Here is a 15,943-nt window from a genome sequence, read left to right on the forward strand (position 1 = left end):
GGCACGATGGACGAATGCGCTCCGCCCCACCGACGTCCTCCCCGGAGATCTCCGACTCCGAGTCTTCGCTGCTGCCCCGGATCTGGGCGCTGCTGCGGCCCTATCGGGGTTGGCTGGTCCTTGTCGGCGCGGCGATCGTCGTGTCGTCACTCCTCGGCGTCGTCCCGCCGTTCCTCACCAGGGCAGTCTTCGACCGCGCACTGTTTCCCACCGACGGCAGCGGCGTCCATCTCACGCTGCTGATGTGGCTTGTTCTCGCGATGATCGGGGTGACACTGGTGAGCTCGCTCATCAGCGTCGGCCAGAGCTACCTCACCACCAAGGTCGGCAACCTGTCGATGGCCGATCTGCGCGAGCGGCTCTTCGCGCACCTCGAAAAGATGGAACTGGCCTTCTTCACCTCCACCAAGACCGGGTCGATCCAATCGCGACTGGCCAACGACGTCGGCGGGGTCCGCTCCGTGCTCACCTCCACGGCATCGAGCATCCTGTCCAACGCGGTCACCGTCGCAGCATCCCTCATCGCGATGGTGCTGTTGTCCTGGCAGTTGACGCTTCTCGCCGTGGCACTGCTACCCGGATTCGTCTACCTCCAGCGCCGCGTCGGCGCGCGGCGGCGGGCGCTGGCCCGAAAAACCCAGGAGTCGCTGTCGGACATGACCGCCATCACGGAAGAAGCACTGAGCGTCTCCGGTGTTCTCCTGACCAAGGTCTTCAACCAGTCGCAGGCCGAACTCGCGCGCTACAGCGCGGAAAACGCCCGGCAGACCGAGCTCCAAGTACGTCAGGCCATGGCAGGCCAGGGATTCTTCGCCGTGGTGGGTACCTTCATGGCCATCACCCCGGCCCTCGTGTATCTGCTCGCCGGCTATCTGATCAGCGGTGGGTACGGCCCGGCCATTTCGGCAGGGACCCTTGTCGCGTTCTCGACCCTGCAGGCCAGACTGCTGCAGCCGCTCGTGTCCCTGATGCGGGTCACGCTCGACGTCCAGACGTCGATGGCGTTGTTCCGCCGCATCTTCGAGTATCTCGACCTGCAGCCGGCGATCGTCGATCGTCCCGGCGCCGTCGCGCTACCCGCCGACTCCCCGGGCAAGGTGGAACTCGACGACGTCTATTTCGCCTACCCAACTCCGGTGCGCCTGGCCACCGCCGACCCGGATCCCGTGGCTCTGCGAAGCCTCGGACGCGGCGGAGTCGGCGGCGGGGTACGCGGCTTCTCGGCACCGACCACCCGCACCCCCGTAGTGGCCGACGAGGAGGTGATCGAGCCGCGCCGCCCTCGACGCTGGGCGGTGGCGGGCACCTCTCTCGAGATCGAGCCGGGTCAACTCGCCGCCTTCGTCGGACCATCGGGCGCGGGCAAAACGACCCTCTGCTACCTGGTACCGCGGCTGTACGAAGTGGACCGCGGCGCCGTCCTCGTCGACGGATACGACGTACGCGACCTGACCATGAGTTCACTTGCCGACGCCGTCGGGATGGTCACCCAGGACCCGTATCTGTTCCACGCCTCCATCGCAGACAACCTGCGGTATGCCAAGCCGGATGCCACCGACGCCGAACTGCACGATGCGGCCACCGCGGCCAACATCCACCACCGCATTCTCGCTTTCGACAACGGTTACGACACGCTCGTCGGCGAACGTGGCTTCCGGCTCTCCGGCGGCGAGAAGCAGCGTCTGGCCATCGCACGAGTGCTGCTGAAGAACCCGCGCGTTCTCATTCTCGACGAAGCCACCTCGGCACTCGACACCGTGTCCGAGCGGCTCGTCCAGCGAGCACTCGCCGAGGTGATGCGCGGGCGAACCACACTGGCGATCGCGCACCGGCTATCCACGATTCAGCATGCCGACGTCATTTTCGTGATCGACGAGGGTCGCCTGGTGGAACGCGGCACCCACACCGAACTCCTTGCACGTCAAGGCCTCTACGCGAGACTGCATGCCGAACAGTTCGGCGGCGGCCAGGTGGAGTGTCGCTGCACCGACGGCATTCGATTCACGGACGGCACAGTGCTGGCACCGAGCAGCAGCCTCGAGAACTAGTCGCTACAAGAACTTGCTGAACTGGTCGTTGGCCTTCTGCATCACGAAGTCGTATGGCGGCGAGAACTTACGGGCCCACCAGTATCCGAACCGGATGTCGGGCGAGGTGTACACCAGATAGCGGTTCTTCTTGATTCCCGTGAGGATGCAGGACGCCACCTTCTCCGGGCTGACCGCTCGCTTCTCGAATCGGTGGATCGCCTTCTCGATCCGCGGGTCGTTCCGATCCACCCCGGCGATCTCGACAGTGCCCACCAGCGGAGTCTTCACGGCACCCGGAACCACGAGACTGACGCCGATACCGTGCCGCTTCAGGTCGAATCGCAGAACCTCGGACACCCCGCGGAGCCCGAATTTGCTTGCGCTGTAAGCAGCATGCCAGGGCAGCGCCAGCAGTCCCGCAGCAGAGGACACGTTGACAAGGTGACCACCCCGCCCCGCCCGCACCATCGGAGGGACGAAGCTTTCGATGATGTGGATCGGCCCCATCAGGTTGACGTCGATCATCGACTTCCAGTGGCGGTGCTCGAGGTTTTCGACCGTGCCCCACGCGGAGATACCGGCGACGTTCATCACGACGTCGAGGCTGCCGAATTGATCGTGAATATCTGCTGCGAACGCCGTCACCGCGTCGTAATCAGACACGTCGAGCGCTCGTGAGAAGCTCACGGTTCCGCCCTGATTTCCGACCTGCTCCACCGTGTGAGCCAAGCCGACTTCATTGATGTCGGTGAGAAAGAGTTCGGCGCCTTCCGCGGCGGCCGCCAACGCCGTGGCGTGCCCGATCCCACTACCAGCACCTGTGATCAGGCACTTCTTGCCGTCCAGCGTCGTGATCGCCATTGTCGTGCGAGCCCCCGTCCTCACCGATCCGTGTCGGCTGGAAGTCTACGCACGCACAACGTTTGCGCGCACGCCCCGAGGCGGGATCACCCGGGTCCTCGGCAGCGTCGCGACAGAGCTGAGCCGGCTCTCCCCGAGCCGGCCCACTTCACAACCGCTGCGCCATTTCTTCCTGATATGTCCGGATCGTCCGTTCGATTCCGTTGGCGTCTTCTTCCCGTCCCCTGTGCCGGGCATCGTCGGCGCGCTCGCGCAGAACTCGAATCGCCTTCCGAAGCTCGGCGTCACTCATTCTGTGTTCCATATCACAATCATTCCCGACGACTTCCGGTTTGGCCAGGCATCGCGGGCGGTCACCGAAGACACCGAGGTAGAGCCGCTGCCGGCGAGCGCACCAGTCAGACCGCATGATCGGCCGTCCTGCGGAGGCCACACCGGAAGGCTTCTGGCGCCGCCGCACGGCGGTCGGGCGGTGCAGACACACCCCATTCGCAGTAGTGTTCACGGCGCCGTCGCGGCCGAGCGACCTGCCGTAGTTGCAATGCACAACGCAACACAATGGCCCTGAACTGCGAGTACAGGCCCCACGCACTGCCGGATGCCGGCGACTCGAGGCCGTCAGCAAACTCCCAGTGATTGAAAGAGCAATCAGCATTTGCGGCCGGGCAGCCGATCCGCCACATCTGCTGGAACGATCAACTGGACACTCGGCCCTTGAACCGCCAGGAGACGCGCCGGTATGACTTGCACGGAGTCCGAACGGCTGAGCAGCGAGAAGTGCGCGATGCGCCGACCGTCGTCGAAACCTGCATGACGCCGTCAGCGAGCGAAAGCGCACCGTTTCGCACGTCTGGCTGTGAGTTATCAATCGGTTATCATCATGGTACTGTGTCGTTCACACGACTGACGCGCGCACGAGAGAGGACCCGGCGGCTCACAATGGCAGATTTTGCTGCGCGGTTGAACAAGCTCTTCGACACGGTCCACCCTCCGGGACGTAAACCGCACACCAACGCAGAGGTAGCTTCGGCGCTCATTGCCGACGGGCATCAAATCTCGAAGCCCTACATTTCGCAGCTCCGCTCCGGGCAGCGCACAAATCCTTCGGACGAAACCGTCGCGGCATTCGCCCGCTTCTTCAAGGTGAAGCCCGAATATTTCTTCAACGACATCTACGCAGCCAAGATCGACCACGACCTTGAACTCTTGTCGCAGCTCCAGGGCTACGGACTACGCAAACTGTCGAGCCGCGCCTTCGACTTGTCCGAGGAGTCGCAGAATCTGCTTACCACGATGGCCGAGAAGCTTCGCGCCAGCGAGGGTCTGCCCGAAGTACCGCCGGACGCGTCCCGGTAGCACCGATTTTTCGCGCCGGATACGGAACCTCTTCCGGCACTGCGCTATACATGACCACGCCGCTCGTATGCCGAGCGTACTGGACGAGCCGAGCCCGGGTACCGACCTTCCTGTCTGAGCGCTGAGCCCACCCGGGAATCGCACGCGCGGCGACTCCCGTTGGCGCATGATGGAGCAATGCCTGACAGACCGCAGCTCGGTCCCACGATTTTCGTGCTCTTCGGCGCCACCGGGGACCTGTCCAAACGGATGGTGCTCCCGGCCTTCTTCCAGCTCGCACGATCAGGTCTTCTCGGTTCTCGGTGGATGTTGATCGGCACCGGGCGGGGCACGGTCACCGATGATCACTTCCGCGCCCACGTGCGGGACTCCCTCACCCAGTTCGGCGGCGGGCACACCGACGACGGCTGGGACGACTTCGCGCAGCGCCTGCGATTCGCCGGTGGCGGTTTCACGCCCGAAGACCCCGGGACGCTACCGAGCACCGTGCAGGACGCGCGGGATTCGCTCGGCGTTCCCGACGCTCAACTCGTCCACTATCTGGCACTTCCCCCGAGCACCTTCGCCGACACCACACGAGCTCTCGGCGCGCACGACCTGGCGCGCGGTTCCCGGGTCGTCTACGAAAAGCCATTCGGTACCTCACAATCCGCTTTCCGTGAACTCGACGCCGCAGTACACGAGGTTCTCGACGAGAAGCAGATCTATCGCATCGACCATTTCCTCGGCAAGGAAAGCACCCAGAATCTGCACATCCTGCGATTTGCCAACGGGCTGATCGAGGGAGTCTGGAACCGCGAACACGTCGAACAGGTCCAGATCGACGTCCCCGAAACGCTGGACATCGACGACCGCGCCCGCTTCTACGATGCCACCGGTGCGGTCCTCGACATGCTCGTGACTCACCTGTTCCAGGTCGCTGCGGAGATCGCGATGGAGCCGCCGCAGAGCCTGGGCCCCGACGACCTCCAGTCTGCGCGCGAATCGGTGATCGGAGCGTTCCGCCCGCTCGACCCCGCCGAAGTGGTCCTCGGCCAGTACGAGGGCTACCGCGACGTCGACGGTGTCGCCGACGATTCGGAGACGGAAACTTTCGTCGCCGCACGGTTGTGGGTCGACACCGACCGCTGGCGGGGTGTGCCGTTCCTGCTTCGGACGGGCAAGATGCTGGGCGTCGCGAAGCAACGCGTGAGCCTGGTGTTCCGGAGCCCGGAAGGCCCTCTTTCCGACATCCCGCCGGACGGCGCCGTGCTGACCTTCGATCTGTCCGGGGACGGCGAGATCGACATGTCGATGGTGGTCAAGGAGCCCGGGCCCGACGACGAACTATCGGTGGGCCACCTGAGTCTGCCTCTCGACACGGTGCCACTCGGCCATGCTCTCGCACCGTATTCGCGCCTCGTCCTGGACGTGCTACACGGCGACCGGTCGCTCTTCACCCGCCCGGACGGACTTGCCCACGTCTGGGACGTCGCCGACCCGTTGCTGAACAGGCCGCCCGCCGTCAAGCTGTATCCGGGGGGATCCATGGGACCGCCGGAGGCCGACAAGCTCGCCTCGCCGTGTGGATGGCTGGTCACGCAGTCGACCGGATGAGCCGCCCTCCGCGACAAGTGGACTCGGACCGAAGAGGAGACGACATGGACAACGAAGAGATCGAAAAGCGTATTCAGGCTCTCGTCGAGCAGGAGCACGAACTGCGGGCGCAGTTGCAGGACAGCGAGCTGGCGCCCGAGGAGGAACGCGCACAGCTGGCCGCGTTGGAAACCTCACTCGATCAGTGCTGGGACCTTCTGCGCCGACGCCGGGCTCGTCTCGACGCAGGACAGAACCCGGACGACGCCTCGGTCCGTCCGGCGTCGGAGGTCGAGGACTACCTCCAGTAGAAACGGTCAGGGCACCGACTCTTCCGATGCCGGCTCCGTGGCCGCGACCGGCACGGGCGAGTGACGGATTTCGGCGTACACCTCCGCGAGTTGCAGCACCCATCGGCGCGGTGACATCCCCTGCGGTGGAGCTATCCACTCGGTGTCGAGCACCTCGGAACCGGCTGGGTCGTCGATCCAGCGGGCCAGAATTCTGCTGCGCTCGGTAGTCGACTCCGGCAGATTCTGCGCCCGCGTCTCGAACATGCCCGCGCCCGCCTGCAGATACAGCGCGTCCATGACGTGAGCGATCGAATCAGACGCCCGCAGAACGGTGGTGCTGCCCTTGCCGTCGCCCTCCACGACTTCGGGGAATCGGGAGACGAGCACAGAATGCAACGCGCTCATCCGGCGAAGATCGCGGCGTGCGCGCAGCCAGGTCTCCACCAGCACCCACACCGTGCCGGCCGAAACCACCACAGCGGCGGTCGTGTACGCACCGGAGGATCCGATGATCCACGTCTCCCCCGCCACCTCCCGGACGAGTCCCACGACCGCGGCGACGAGAACCATCGCCGATCCCACCACGACAAGGGCGATGCCGCGGCCGAGAGGGGTCCATGCGACGTGCCAGATACCGGTGATCACCACCGATGCCAGCGCGAGCACGATGAACACCAAGGCCGGGACGGGGTAACCACCGGCCAGGGCCGTTCCGACCAGGACCGCGGCCGCATAGATCACGGTGGCGACAGCGCGTAGGGCGCGGCGCGGCAAAATCGGCCAGACCGACACCGCACCTACGGCGCTCGCGGCAGCGAAGAGGGTCCACGCCAACTCGAGGAGGATCTCCGACAGCCCGGCCGTCGGCGCCAGCGCGTCGAGACGCAAGGCGACATCCGGGACGGCCAACGTAGACGCGCACGCGGCGCTGGACACCGCGATCACCATTGCGATCCGCAGCGGTGTCGGCTGGCGTGCCGCGACCCTGCCTGTGCGGGCGCCGGCTGCGATCCAGACGACGAGCGCGACAACCCAGCCCATCAGCCGATCGCCTCGTCGTAGCGGAGCACCGACACCGGCGTTCCCCTGCCCTTCATCGTCCTGAGCTGCAGGAGCAACATGGACGCGAAGGTCTCCGCCTCCCACTCCGCCACGTCACCGGAAGCCTGCTCGCCGCCACGCATTCGCGAGCGCTGACTGAGCATGTACGCGATCAAGTCGTCGCCGGCTTCGAGCGTTGCCGCGACAATCTCGGCACCCTCATGCCGAAACACGATGTGCCCCAGTTCATGTGCGAGAGTTCGTTCGACGTCGGGAAGTCCCGGGGCGAGCACGATGACGTCCCTGTCCTGATAGGCGCGTCGCTGACCACAGACTCCCGGTGCCATCGGTGTCGTGAAGTCGAGTTCGATGGGACGCTGCCGTTCGCGGGCAACTGCGTCTACGACATCCCCGAGTGAGACCGCTTCTGCCCGGGCGGCAGCGTCACAGACCGCATCCACGGCTGCTGCCACCCGTCGATGAGAACGGCTTCCTGCCACGACTACATCCCTCCCGCAGGTGCGGGCGGAAAGAACTCCGCCCGGGCGGCCGCGATGCGCGCCTGCTGTGCGCGCGCACCCTTGAAGGTCAGCGCACCGGCCCCACCCGCGCAGCCGAGAAGGAGTCCCACACCGCCGAGCACTGCAAACGCAGGTAGTGGCCCACTATGGACGACCGGCGCGACTGCCGGCGGTGCGGAGTCCGGAACTGCGGCGGGTGCCGGTCGCACGTCGGGCGGCACTCGGTCCTGCGACGGTACGTTCCCATCCGCCGCATCGCCGGGAAGGCTCGTTCCATCGGAGTGTGGTGGCGCGTCCGCCACCGGCGGGCCCTGGGGACCTCCCGGCGAGGTGCCAGGCCCGGGACCTTCCGGTCCACTTCCCGAGGCAGGGGGTACCCCTACTGCCCCACCTCCGTCGCCGGATTCGGGATCGCTCGACGTGTCGGGACGGGTGATGCTCGGCACCGGGTCCGACGGTAGGTGCCCGTACGGGGGAACGACCACCTGTGGAGCGGGAGGGGTCGACGGCTCACTGGTCTCGGACGGCTCCGTCGTCTCCGGAGGATCGGTGGTTTCGGATGGCTCGGTGGTTTCGGAAGGCTCGGTGGTTTCGGAAGGCTCGGTGGTTTCGGAAGGCTCGGTGGTGTGGGGGTTATGGCCGCAGTCGTGATATCCCTCGCACGGGTGTGACCCCATACCTGGATGCGTCGAGCCGCCGCCGACGTCGGGATCTGCAGATGCTGTCGACGGGAACACCGAGAAAGTGCCCCATCCGAGAACGGAGAGAAAGGCCAGCGCGAGCCCCAGCATGATCAGGTTCCGGATCACACGACGTGCTGCCACTGCGCACCCCCCTCTGGTATCGATCCAACACCTCAGGCGGCGTCGACGCTGCCATGGTAACGAGCGGACGGTCCGGAGGGTGCTGGTGGTGCCGGAGTCGGGGGCCGGCACCACCAGCGATGCCCGAGCCAGGTGGGACTCGGGCGGCTTTCTCGGTGAACCACCGAAGGCACGCGTGCGTCGGATGGTTCGTCGCAGGGACAGCGTCGGTCGGCCGCCCCGGAACGTCGACGTCAGAACGTCCCGGCGACCGTCACCTCGGACGGCTGCACGGCAGTGTTCGGTGTCGGCTGGACATCGGTCGCGAACGAGCTGGCGTGGCCCATCATCGCCGCCCCCGCACCCATTGCGACGGCCGCCGCCGCCGTGCCTATTACGACGGCTTTCGCCGCTGCAGTGAGCGCAGCACGGGCGGCACCGGATGAGCGCCTCACGTTCACAGCACGTTCACCAGCAACATCGTCGCAGCAATCGTCGCCACCACGGTCGCTGACGCGAGCGCATCCGAGATTCTCCGCCTTGCCTGCATGTTCTTTACCCCGATCGATTGACCCCTCGATGACCTGTGATCAGTAGACCTTGCCCAGTTACTATTTAGCAACTTACCTGTCCCAAACGTGACGCGGCACACTGCCGCACGACGCTCTGGCGCACACCGGCTCCCCCGATACGGAAGAGCACGGCGACACGAAGAAGCACTGCGATACACAAAGAGTGCGAACACAAAGAGTGCGAACACACAAAAGAGCACTCCCTCCGAAGGGAGGAAGTGCTCTTGCGATGGTGGAGCTGAGGGGAATCGAACCCCTGACCTCTTCGATGCGAACGAAGCGCGCTACCAACTGCGCCACAGCCCCTGATGCAGACCCTGCGATCTGCTCGGCAAACTCTAGCAGGCCACCCACACAGGGGGCGAATCGCCTATCCGATTGCGGCTTTCGGCTCCGGCGACGGACTATTCACCGGCGGCACGACGCATCGTGGCGTGCTGCATGCGCTCGTCGTCGAAGCGCTCGAGATGATCGAACTCGGGGTCCTCGTCGTCTACTTCGAGCACAACGGCGCCCGGACGCCGCAGCCGGGCGGGGATGAGACGCAGTTCCTCGTCGCTACGGGACTCGACCCCCAGCCGGGAGCGATTGAGCCGCGCGGTTCTGCGCCTCCGGATCTCCTGCTCGATCTGGACCTGACGGCGGAGGTAGGCGAGATAACCGACGAGGCCGACGACGCCGGCCACGAAAATCCACCACATCACCGGGGCAATGATCAGCGCGAGCGCCGCGGACATGATCGTGCCGAACACGAGGCCGAGCACCGAGCGCTGGCGGAAGGCGTATCGGGCCTCCCGCGCGATCGCATCGGCCTCCGGGTCGAAGCCACCACGCCCACGTCGCACCGGCACGTAGTCACCGACCGGGGCCCGGCCGGTGTCGAAATCGTCTTCGTCTGCGTGAGTATCCACAAGGTCCTCCGCGTCGTAGCCGTAGTGGTCCGGTTCCGGTTGCCAGTACGGGTCGCTGCGGTGTCCTGCCGCGGGACCGCGCTGCACGGGGCGCTCGTCACCGCGGTGCAGCACGCGCGTCGCGAGGGCAGCGTCACTGGTTTGCCGGATCCGGGGGCGGTTGTTGACCAGCATCGGGACCAGGACGAAGAGCCACACGACGACGAGCCCGATCCAAAGAAAAGAGTTCGGCATACGGCAGCCTCCTCCCAATCGTCTACCAGCACGGATACCGCTGTTGACACTCCCAGGCTAACCGCATGGACACGCACATCTTCGCAGACGCGCCGATCTCACCATACTCAGGTGTCACATGCGTAACGCGAAAATGTGGCGCTCGACATGCTCGAAAGCGACGTGAATTCTTCTTCCGCCGGGAGTGCCCGAAACGGCGACCTCGACCGGCAACGTTTGATACCGTCAGATAACTGCTGTGTAGCTGGACGATTGTCCAGACGCTTTTGCGGCCATTACGCCCATGTCGCTTTGCCGCTGCGGACGAGAGAGTCGGCGACAGTGCCCATCACGTCCTCGACCGTCATGCCGACCAGGATGTGGTCACGCCACTGGCCGTCGACGTCGAGGTACCTCTTCAAAAGACCCTCTTCACGGAATCCGACATTGCGGAGCACCGCCTGGCTTGCCAGGTTCTCCGGGCGCACGGTGGCCTCGATACGATGCAGTCCCACCGGACCGAACGCGTGATCCAGCCCCAGCGCGAGGGCTCCCGTGGCCACGCCGAGTCCGTTGACGTCGCTGGCCACCCAGTACCCGATCCACGCCGAACGCAAAGCACCGCGAACCACATTGCCGATCGTGATCTGCCCGCAGAAGTTTCCGTCGAGTTCGATCGCCATCGGCAACATGCGACCCTTACGCGCCTCGGAGCGCAGGCTGCTGCACAGTCCCGGCCACCCCGAAATATGGTGCCGCGCATCCCATGGCGCTTCGCCGGTCGGTTCCCACGGCTCGAGATGGGCACGGTCGCGAATGCGCAGTCGACTCCACGCCGCGGCGTCGCGCAGTCTGATGGCACGCACGGTCACCACTCCGCCGTTGACGCGGAGTGGGCCGAGGTGCGGCGGCCAGCCCGGATGCTGGGTCATCCCCGTTGCGCCAGGAAGGCCACGTCCACCTGATCACCGGTACGCACCTCGGTGACTTCCGGGTCGATCAGCACGAGACAGTTGGCTTCGGCGAGCGTGGCGAGAAGATGCGAGGACGCTCCGGGCGCACCGCCGAGCGCCTGGACCAGGTATTCACCGGTGGCTTCGTCGCGCATGAGCTGGCCCCGCAGGAATCCCTTGCGGTCCTCGATCGACGTGATGGGTGCGACTGTGCGCGCGGTGACGACGCGGCGCATCGGCTGCCGACGTCCCAGCGCGATCCGAATGAGGGGACGGACCATCACCTCGAAGACCACCAGCGCACTCACCGGGTTCGACGGGAGAAGAAAGGTCGGGACCTCGTCACGGCCGAGCTGGCCGAATCCCTGCACCGACCCGGGATGCATCGCGACCCGGTCGACCTCGAGATTGCCGAGATCGGCGAGTGCGTCGCGGACATCCTCGGAGGCCCCTCCCCCGACCGCACCCGCGATCACCACGATCTCGGAGCGAATCAATTGCCCTTCGACCACCTCGCGTAGGCGCCGCGCGTCGGCGCTCGCGATGCCGACGCGATTGACGTCGGCGCCCGCATCACGCGCGGCGGCGGCAAGCGCATAAGAGTTGACGTCGTATACCTGACCGGGCCCGGGGGTCCGATCGACGTCCACGAGTTCGCCGCCCACGGAAATGACGGACAACCGCGGCCGTGGGTGCACCAAGACCTTGTCGCGACCGACTGCCGCAAGTAGTCCGACCTGAGCCGCTCCGATGATCGTGCCGGCCCGAACGGCGACATCTCCGGGCTGGACATCGTCGCCCGCTCGACGCACGTAGTCGCCGGAGCGGACCGGTTTGTAGATCTTGACGCGTGCGCGGCCGCTGTCGGTGCGGTCGAGCGGCAGCACTGCGTCGGCGAGCGTCGGGAGCGGGGCCCCCGTGTCCACCTTGACCGCCTGTCGCGGCTGGAGACGGATGGGCTGCCGGGAGCCGGCTGACACTTCCCCCACGACGGGAAGTGTCAGCTCGACGGGGGCGCCGTCGTCGTCACGAAGATCGGTGCCGGCGGCCTGAACATCGACGCTACGAACGGCGTACCCGTCGATGGCCGCCTGGTCGAAACCGGGAAGCGGCCGCTCGGTGACCACTTCCTCGGCACACAGCAGTCCCTGCGCTTCGGAGATCGCGACCCGGACCGGCCGCGGCGCCACCGCAGCCGCGGTCACAATGGTCTGTTGCTCCTCGACCGACCGCATGTAGTTCGTGCCTCCCGAGCTTCTAGGAATCCGCCCGCTTCAATCGGTCGGTCAGCCATTCACGCAGCGACGGGCCGTACTCGTCGCTGTTCAAGGCAAAGTCAACAGCAGCGCGGATGTACCCGCCGGGATTTCCGAGGTCGTGTCTCGTTCCGCGGTGCACGACCACGTGCACGGGATGGCCGTCCTTGATGAGGAGGGCGATGGCGTCGGTGAGTTGCAGTTCACCACCCGCTCCCGGTTCGATACGGCGCAAGGCGTCGAAGATGTCCCGGTCGAGGATGTAGCGGCCGGCTGCCGCGAAGGTCGAGGGCGCGTCCTCGATGGCAGGCTTCTCCACCATTCCGGTGACCTTGAGGACGTCCGGGTTGACGGCATCAGGCACCGTTTCGACCTCGAAGACGCCGTAGGAGCTGACCTGATCCTTGGGTACATCGATCGCGCACAGGACGGTGCCGCCGCGTTTGTGGCGCACCCGGGCCATGGTCTCCAGTACGCCCCGGGGCATCACCAGGTCGTCGGGCAGGAGTACGGCGATGGCGTCCTCGTCGTCGTCGAGAACCGATTCTGCGCAGCTGACGGCGTGACCGAGCCCGAGAGGCTGATCCTGGACGACGGATTCGACTTCGAGGAGGCCCGGAGCCTTCCGAACCTTCTCGAGAAGGTGATACTTGCCGCTCTCCTTCAGCTTGCTCTCGAGGACGAGATCCTCGACGAAGTGGGCAACCACACCGTCCTTGCCCGGCGACGTCACGATCACGAGGCGTCCGGCCCCGGAATCAGCAGCCTCACCGGCGACGAGCTCGATACCCGGGGTGTCGACCACCGGGAGCAGCTCTTTCGGCACGGTCTTCGTCGCCGGCAGGAATCGGGTACCCATTCCTGCTGCGGGCACGACCGCGGTGCGAAAGGCGCTGTTGGTGGGCGGAACGGCATCTGTCATGCCCCACACCATAACTGTGTAGAGCTACTCAGCAGTCACCAAGCGGCCCCGAACGGCCACGGAGAACCCGCCGAGAATGCCTGCTCGGGTGCTCCTACAGTGGTCGCATGCAGGCGCGAAGCAAGACCGAGTGGCGGGAACAGGTACTTTCCGGCCGACGTGCACTGGACTCGGGCGTGCGAGCGGCCGAGGATCGGGCACTCGCCGAACTGGTCACAGTCGGTTGCGCGGCCGATTCGGTGGTCTGTGCGTACGTTCCCACGGCACTCGAGCCGGGGTCGGTGGATCTGCTCGACGCCCTCGCCGGCATCGTTCGACGCGTCCTCGTCCCGGTCACCCGCGGTCCCGGGCCACTGTTCTGGTCCGAATACACCGGGGCCGGGCAGCTGGTCGATGCACCATACGGCCTGCTCGAGCCGACCGGAGCCGTCCTCGATCCCGAAGAAATCCGGACGGCCGAGATCGTTTTCGTGCCCGCTCTGGCAGTCGACCTCCGGGGCGTCCGCCTCGGGCGAGGAGCCGGCTTCTACGACCGCACGCTCGGACTCGCGACACCGCAGACCCGTCTGATCACGGTGGTCCGCGACGAAGAACTGGTGGCAGAACTCCCTGAAGATCCTCATGACGTGCGGATGGGCTGGGCACTCACACCAGGTTCCGGACTCGTCCGCCTGGGCGAGGACGTCGAGTCCTACCCGCGCAGAAATGCCGCGGAATAAGGTGCTGATTAGCGTTGTTGGCACTGTCGACTGTAGAGTGCTAACACCTGCGGTTTGACTACACAGTGCGGAGGAGCCCCAGTGCCCACTTATTCATACGCGTGCACGGAATGCGATAACCGCTTCGACATCGTTCAGTCGTTCAGCGACAATTCGCTGACCGTCTGCCCTGCATGCTCGGGCAAGCTTCGCAAGCTGTTCAACTCCGTCGGAATCGTCTTCAAGGGCAGCGGTTTCTACCGCACCGACAGCCGCGGATCCTCGGGAGCCGCCAGCGAGCCCGCCAAGACCGAGTCCGCGCCCGCCGCGAAGGCGGAAAGTTCGTCAACGGCGTCTTCTAGCTCGACGAGCACCGCGACCGCTGCGCCGGCCAAGGCTGCAGCCAGCTAACTTCACTCGCGGAACCTCTTTATCCACAACTTCTCGCCTATCCACAGGCAGGCCGTTCGCTGCCCCTCGAGGGCCGGGTGGGGTCCTAGCGTCGAATCATGTCACGCAACCCCGCCCGGAATCGGGTCACCCGGGCGCACCGAAGCCTCGGTCCCTCCTGGTTCGATCGCCTGTCCGACCTCACCCACCCGAGCTGGGCACGCACCCTCGTCGCACGACGCGTAGCAGCAGCCGGTCTGGCGTGCCTTGCCGTCGCGCTCGGAATCCGAGGCGACCCCGACTCTGCTCACTCTCCCGTCGTGGTCGCTGTGCGCGATCTTCAACCGGGACGAATCCTCGTCGATACCGATCTCGAGGTACGGCAACTCGAAGTGCGGAGCCTTCCCGACGGAGCAGTCAGCGCACTGTCGGATGTCAGTGGTCGCACACTCGCCAGCCCAGCTCGCGCAGGCGAGACGCTCACGGACGTGCGAGTGCTGGGACCACGCCTGGCAGCGACGGCCGCGGGTATCGAGGATGCACGCATCGTTCCGGTTCGCCTCGCTGATCCGGCGGTGGCGGAACTTCTCAGGGAAGGTGATCGCGTCGATGTCCTGACCGTCGACTCGGACACACCAGCACACTCGGGGCGGCCGCAGAATGCCACCGTGTTGGCCTCCGACGCCGTCGTCGTGCTGGTCACTCCGTCGGGGAACGGCCGTGACCAGCGCGATCGCGTGGTGATGCTGGCCCTGCCGGCAACCGAGGCCACCACGGTGGCCGCTGCATCGCTCACCAATGCGATCACCGTGACCTTCCAGTGATCCGCCACCTGCGCCGCCTCTGATCTAGGCTTTTGCGCGAAGAGTGCTGACCGACGTGCCACCCACTGGAGGAGACATCGACATGCTCAAGGGATTCAAGGACTTCCTGCTTCGGGGGAACGTCCTCGACCTCGCCGTCGCAGTAGTCGTCGGGGCGGCGTTCACCGCCATCGTGACCTCGTTCACCAACAACGTCATCAACCCGCTCATCGCAGTCGCGGGTGGAGCCAACGATCTCGGGTGGGGCTACCAGGTCCTCTCGGACAACCCCGCAACCTTCATCAATGTCGGGGCCGTGATCACTGCCGTCATCAACTTCGTGATCATCGCGGCGGTGGTCTACTTCATTCTGATAGTTCCTGCCAACGCCGCGAAGAAACGGTTCATCACCGAACCCGCCGACAAGAAGGCGAGCGAGGCCGACCTGTTGATTCAGATTCGCGACATCCTCGAGGCGAGCCTCGAAACCGACTCCTCGGGAACCACTGCCGGCGGCGCGCACTCCATGCCCGCAGAGAAGGCCGCAAACCTGGAGAAGACACGACAATAAGTTCCGTCACCACACGGACGCGGGCCCGTGCACAGTCCAGTGCACGGGCCCGACGTCTCAGCGCGACAGAAGAAGTCAGCCGAGGCTGAAGGGCTGCCCCCACAGGGTGACGGTGCCATCGACCGACTCGGTCGAGACACTCACCTTGGCGTAGGAACGAGCCTGGGCGTAACC

The 15,943-nt window shown here is 65.6% G+C and carries 19 protein-coding genes and 1 tRNA gene; 8 read left to right on the plus strand and 12 right to left on the minus strand.

What is annotated here, in order from left to right; genetic code table 11:
- The first annotated feature begins 14 nt into the window (after positions 1-14).
- A complete protein-coding gene (locus tag R4P95_RS15245; RefSeq protein ID WP_317746060.1) occupies positions 15-2,048 on the plus strand; it encodes an ABC transporter ATP-binding protein in 2,034 nt (677 codons plus the stop codon).
- A gap of 3 nt (positions 2,049-2,051) precedes the next feature.
- Here the strand turns inward: R4P95_RS15245 and R4P95_RS15250 are convergent, their stop codons facing one another.
- Together R4P95_RS15250 and R4P95_RS15255 are read right to left on the minus strand one after the other, a co-directional pair.
- The gene (locus tag R4P95_RS15250) at positions 2,052-2,891 is read right to left on the minus strand and encodes an SDR family oxidoreductase (protein ID WP_109332569.1); all 840 of its coding nucleotides are present in this window, start codon (positions 2,889-2,891) and stop codon (positions 2,052-2,054) included.
- 148 nt (positions 2,892-3,039) lie between these two features.
- A complete protein-coding gene (locus R4P95_RS15255; protein WP_201453670.1) occupies positions 3,040-3,183 on the minus strand; it encodes a hypothetical protein in 144 nt (47 codons plus the stop codon).
- A 647-nt stretch (positions 3,184-3,830) separates the two neighbouring features.
- On the opposite strand from R4P95_RS15255, the gene R4P95_RS15260 reads away from it, so the two are divergent.
- The 3 genes from R4P95_RS15260 (at position 3,831) to R4P95_RS15270 (ending at position 6,133) form a co-directional block, all read left to right on the plus strand.
- The gene (locus R4P95_RS15260; RefSeq protein WP_109332570.1) at positions 3,831-4,247 is read left to right on the plus strand and encodes a helix-turn-helix domain-containing protein; all 417 of its coding nucleotides are present in this window, start codon (positions 3,831-3,833) and stop codon (positions 4,245-4,247) included.
- A gap of 177 nt (positions 4,248-4,424) precedes the next feature.
- On the plus strand, positions 4,425-5,843 hold the full coding sequence (locus tag R4P95_RS15265) for a glucose-6-phosphate dehydrogenase (NADP(+)) (protein ID WP_317746059.1): 1,419 nt from the start codon (positions 4,425-4,427) through the stop codon (positions 5,841-5,843).
- A gap of 44 nt (positions 5,844-5,887) precedes the next feature.
- Positions 5,888-6,133, plus strand: a complete 246-nt coding sequence (locus R4P95_RS15270) for a DUF2630 family protein (protein WP_317746058.1) — start codon at positions 5,888-5,890, stop codon at positions 6,131-6,133.
- 6 nt (positions 6,134-6,139) lie between these two features.
- Here the strand turns inward: R4P95_RS15270 and R4P95_RS15275 are convergent, their stop codons facing one another.
- The 9 genes from R4P95_RS15275 to R4P95_RS15315 all read right to left on the minus strand — a co-directional run bounded on the left by R4P95_RS15275 (position 6,140) and on the right by R4P95_RS15315 (position 13,307).
- Positions 6,140-7,156, minus strand: a complete 1,017-nt coding sequence (locus R4P95_RS15275; RefSeq protein ID WP_317746057.1) for a hypothetical protein — start codon at positions 7,154-7,156, stop codon at positions 6,140-6,142.
- Entirely contained in the window at positions 7,156-7,656 is a 501-nt protein-coding gene (locus R4P95_RS15280) for an ImmA/IrrE family metallo-endopeptidase (protein ID WP_317746056.1), read from the minus strand. The genes R4P95_RS15275 and R4P95_RS15280 overlap by 1 nt, the downstream gene beginning before the upstream one ends.
- Before the next feature lie 2 nt (positions 7,657-7,658).
- Positions 7,659-8,501, minus strand: a complete 843-nt coding sequence (locus R4P95_RS15285; protein ID WP_317746055.1) for a cell surface protein — start codon at positions 8,499-8,501, stop codon at positions 7,659-7,661.
- Between the two features lie 233 nt (positions 8,502-8,734).
- The gene (locus R4P95_RS15290; RefSeq protein ID WP_213576855.1) at positions 8,735-8,935 is read right to left on the minus strand and encodes a hypothetical protein; all 201 of its coding nucleotides are present in this window, start codon (positions 8,933-8,935) and stop codon (positions 8,735-8,737) included.
- A gap of 347 nt (positions 8,936-9,282) precedes the next feature.
- A tRNA-Ala gene (locus R4P95_RS15295) sits at positions 9,283-9,358 on the minus strand.
- 98 nt (positions 9,359-9,456) lie between these two features.
- Positions 9,457-10,197: a gephyrin-like molybdotransferase receptor GlpR gene (gene glpR, locus R4P95_RS15300; protein WP_317746054.1), complete on the minus strand. Its 741-nt coding sequence runs from the start codon at positions 10,195-10,197 to the stop codon at positions 9,457-9,459.
- A gap of 275 nt (positions 10,198-10,472) precedes the next feature.
- The gene (locus R4P95_RS15305; protein ID WP_109332585.1) at positions 10,473-11,108 is read right to left on the minus strand and encodes a GNAT family N-acetyltransferase; all 636 of its coding nucleotides are present in this window, start codon (positions 11,106-11,108) and stop codon (positions 10,473-10,475) included.
- A complete protein-coding gene (gene glp, locus R4P95_RS15310) occupies positions 11,105-12,364 on the minus strand; it encodes a gephyrin-like molybdotransferase Glp (RefSeq protein WP_109332586.1) in 1,260 nt (419 codons plus the stop codon). The genes R4P95_RS15305 and glp overlap by 4 nt, the downstream gene beginning before the upstream one ends.
- A 22-nt stretch (positions 12,365-12,386) precedes the next feature.
- Complete coding sequence (locus tag R4P95_RS15315; RefSeq protein WP_213576852.1) at positions 12,387-13,307, minus strand: UTP--glucose-1-phosphate uridylyltransferase; 921 nt, start codon at positions 13,305-13,307, stop codon at positions 12,387-12,389.
- Between the two features lie 107 nt (positions 13,308-13,414).
- Here R4P95_RS15315 and R4P95_RS15320 point away from each other — a divergent pair, with 107 nt between their 5' ends.
- The 4 genes from R4P95_RS15320 to mscL all read left to right on the plus strand — a co-directional run bounded on the left by R4P95_RS15320 (position 13,415) and on the right by mscL (position 15,769).
- Positions 13,415-14,026 (plus strand): 5-formyltetrahydrofolate cyclo-ligase, encoded by a 612-nt coding sequence (locus R4P95_RS15320; RefSeq protein WP_317746053.1) that lies wholly within the window; start codon positions 13,415-13,417, stop codon positions 14,024-14,026.
- 81 nt (positions 14,027-14,107) lie between these two features.
- Positions 14,108-14,416, plus strand: a complete 309-nt coding sequence (locus R4P95_RS15325) for an FmdB family zinc ribbon protein (RefSeq protein WP_109332591.1) — start codon at positions 14,108-14,110, stop codon at positions 14,414-14,416.
- Positions 14,417-14,514: 98 nt separating this feature from the next.
- Positions 14,515-15,219, plus strand: a complete 705-nt coding sequence (locus tag R4P95_RS15330; RefSeq protein ID WP_317746052.1) for an SAF domain-containing protein — start codon at positions 14,515-14,517, stop codon at positions 15,217-15,219.
- Positions 15,220-15,301: 82 nt separating this feature from the next.
- Positions 15,302-15,769: a large conductance mechanosensitive channel protein MscL gene (gene mscL / locus R4P95_RS15335; RefSeq protein ID WP_213576849.1), complete on the plus strand. Its 468-nt coding sequence runs from the start codon at positions 15,302-15,304 to the stop codon at positions 15,767-15,769.
- A 75-nt stretch (positions 15,770-15,844) separates the two neighbouring features.
- Here mscL and R4P95_RS15340 read toward each other — a convergent pair.
- The coding region (locus R4P95_RS15340; protein ID WP_317746117.1) for an MspA family porin at positions 15,845-15,943 on the minus strand (99 nt) is incomplete at its 5' end.

It is taken from the genome of Rhodococcus sp. IEGM 27, from assembly GCF_033142305.1.
GTDB classification, from domain to species: domain Bacteria; phylum Actinomycetota; class Actinomycetes; order Mycobacteriales; family Mycobacteriaceae; genus Rhodococcus_F; species Rhodococcus_F oxybenzonivorans.

Bases quoted from the DNA above. Each gene is read 5' to 3' on its own strand.
- R4P95_RS15245 (WP_317746060.1), top strand. From the start codon at position 15: ATGCGCTCCGCCCCACCGACGTCCTCCCCGGAGATCTCCGACTCCGAG.
- R4P95_RS15250 (WP_109332569.1), bottom strand. From the start codon at position 2,891: ATGGCGATCACGACGCTGGACGGCAAGAAGTGCCTGATCACAGGTGCT.
- R4P95_RS15255 (WP_201453670.1), bottom strand. From the start codon at position 3,183: ATGAGTGACGCCGAGCTTCGGAAGGCGATTCGAGTTCTGCGCGAGCGC.
- R4P95_RS15260 (WP_109332570.1), top strand. From the start codon at position 3,831: ATGGCAGATTTTGCTGCGCGGTTGAACAAGCTCTTCGACACGGTCCAC.
- R4P95_RS15265 (WP_317746059.1), top strand. From the start codon at position 4,425: ATGCCTGACAGACCGCAGCTCGGTCCCACGATTTTCGTGCTCTTCGGC.
- R4P95_RS15270 (WP_317746058.1), top strand. From the start codon at position 5,888: ATGGACAACGAAGAGATCGAAAAGCGTATTCAGGCTCTCGTCGAGCAG.
- R4P95_RS15275 (WP_317746057.1), bottom strand. From the start codon at position 7,156: ATGGGCTGGGTTGTCGCGCTCGTCGTCTGGATCGCAGCCGGCGCCCGC.
- glpR (WP_317746054.1), bottom strand. From the start codon at position 10,197: ATGCCGAACTCTTTTCTTTGGATCGGGCTCGTCGTCGTGTGGCTCTTC.
- R4P95_RS15305 (WP_109332585.1), bottom strand. From the start codon at position 11,108: ATGACCCAGCATCCGGGCTGGCCGCCGCACCTCGGCCCACTCCGCGTC.
- glp (WP_109332586.1), bottom strand. From the start codon at position 12,364: ATGCGGTCGGTCGAGGAGCAACAGACCATTGTGACCGCGGCTGCGGTG.
- R4P95_RS15315 (WP_213576852.1), bottom strand. From the start codon at position 13,307: ATGACAGATGCCGTTCCGCCCACCAACAGCGCCTTTCGCACCGCGGTC.
- R4P95_RS15320 (WP_317746053.1), top strand. From the start codon at position 13,415: ATGCAGGCGCGAAGCAAGACCGAGTGGCGGGAACAGGTACTTTCCGGC.
- R4P95_RS15330 (WP_317746052.1), top strand. From the start codon at position 14,515: ATGTCACGCAACCCCGCCCGGAATCGGGTCACCCGGGCGCACCGAAGC.
- mscL (WP_213576849.1), top strand. From the start codon at position 15,302: ATGCTCAAGGGATTCAAGGACTTCCTGCTTCGGGGGAACGTCCTCGAC.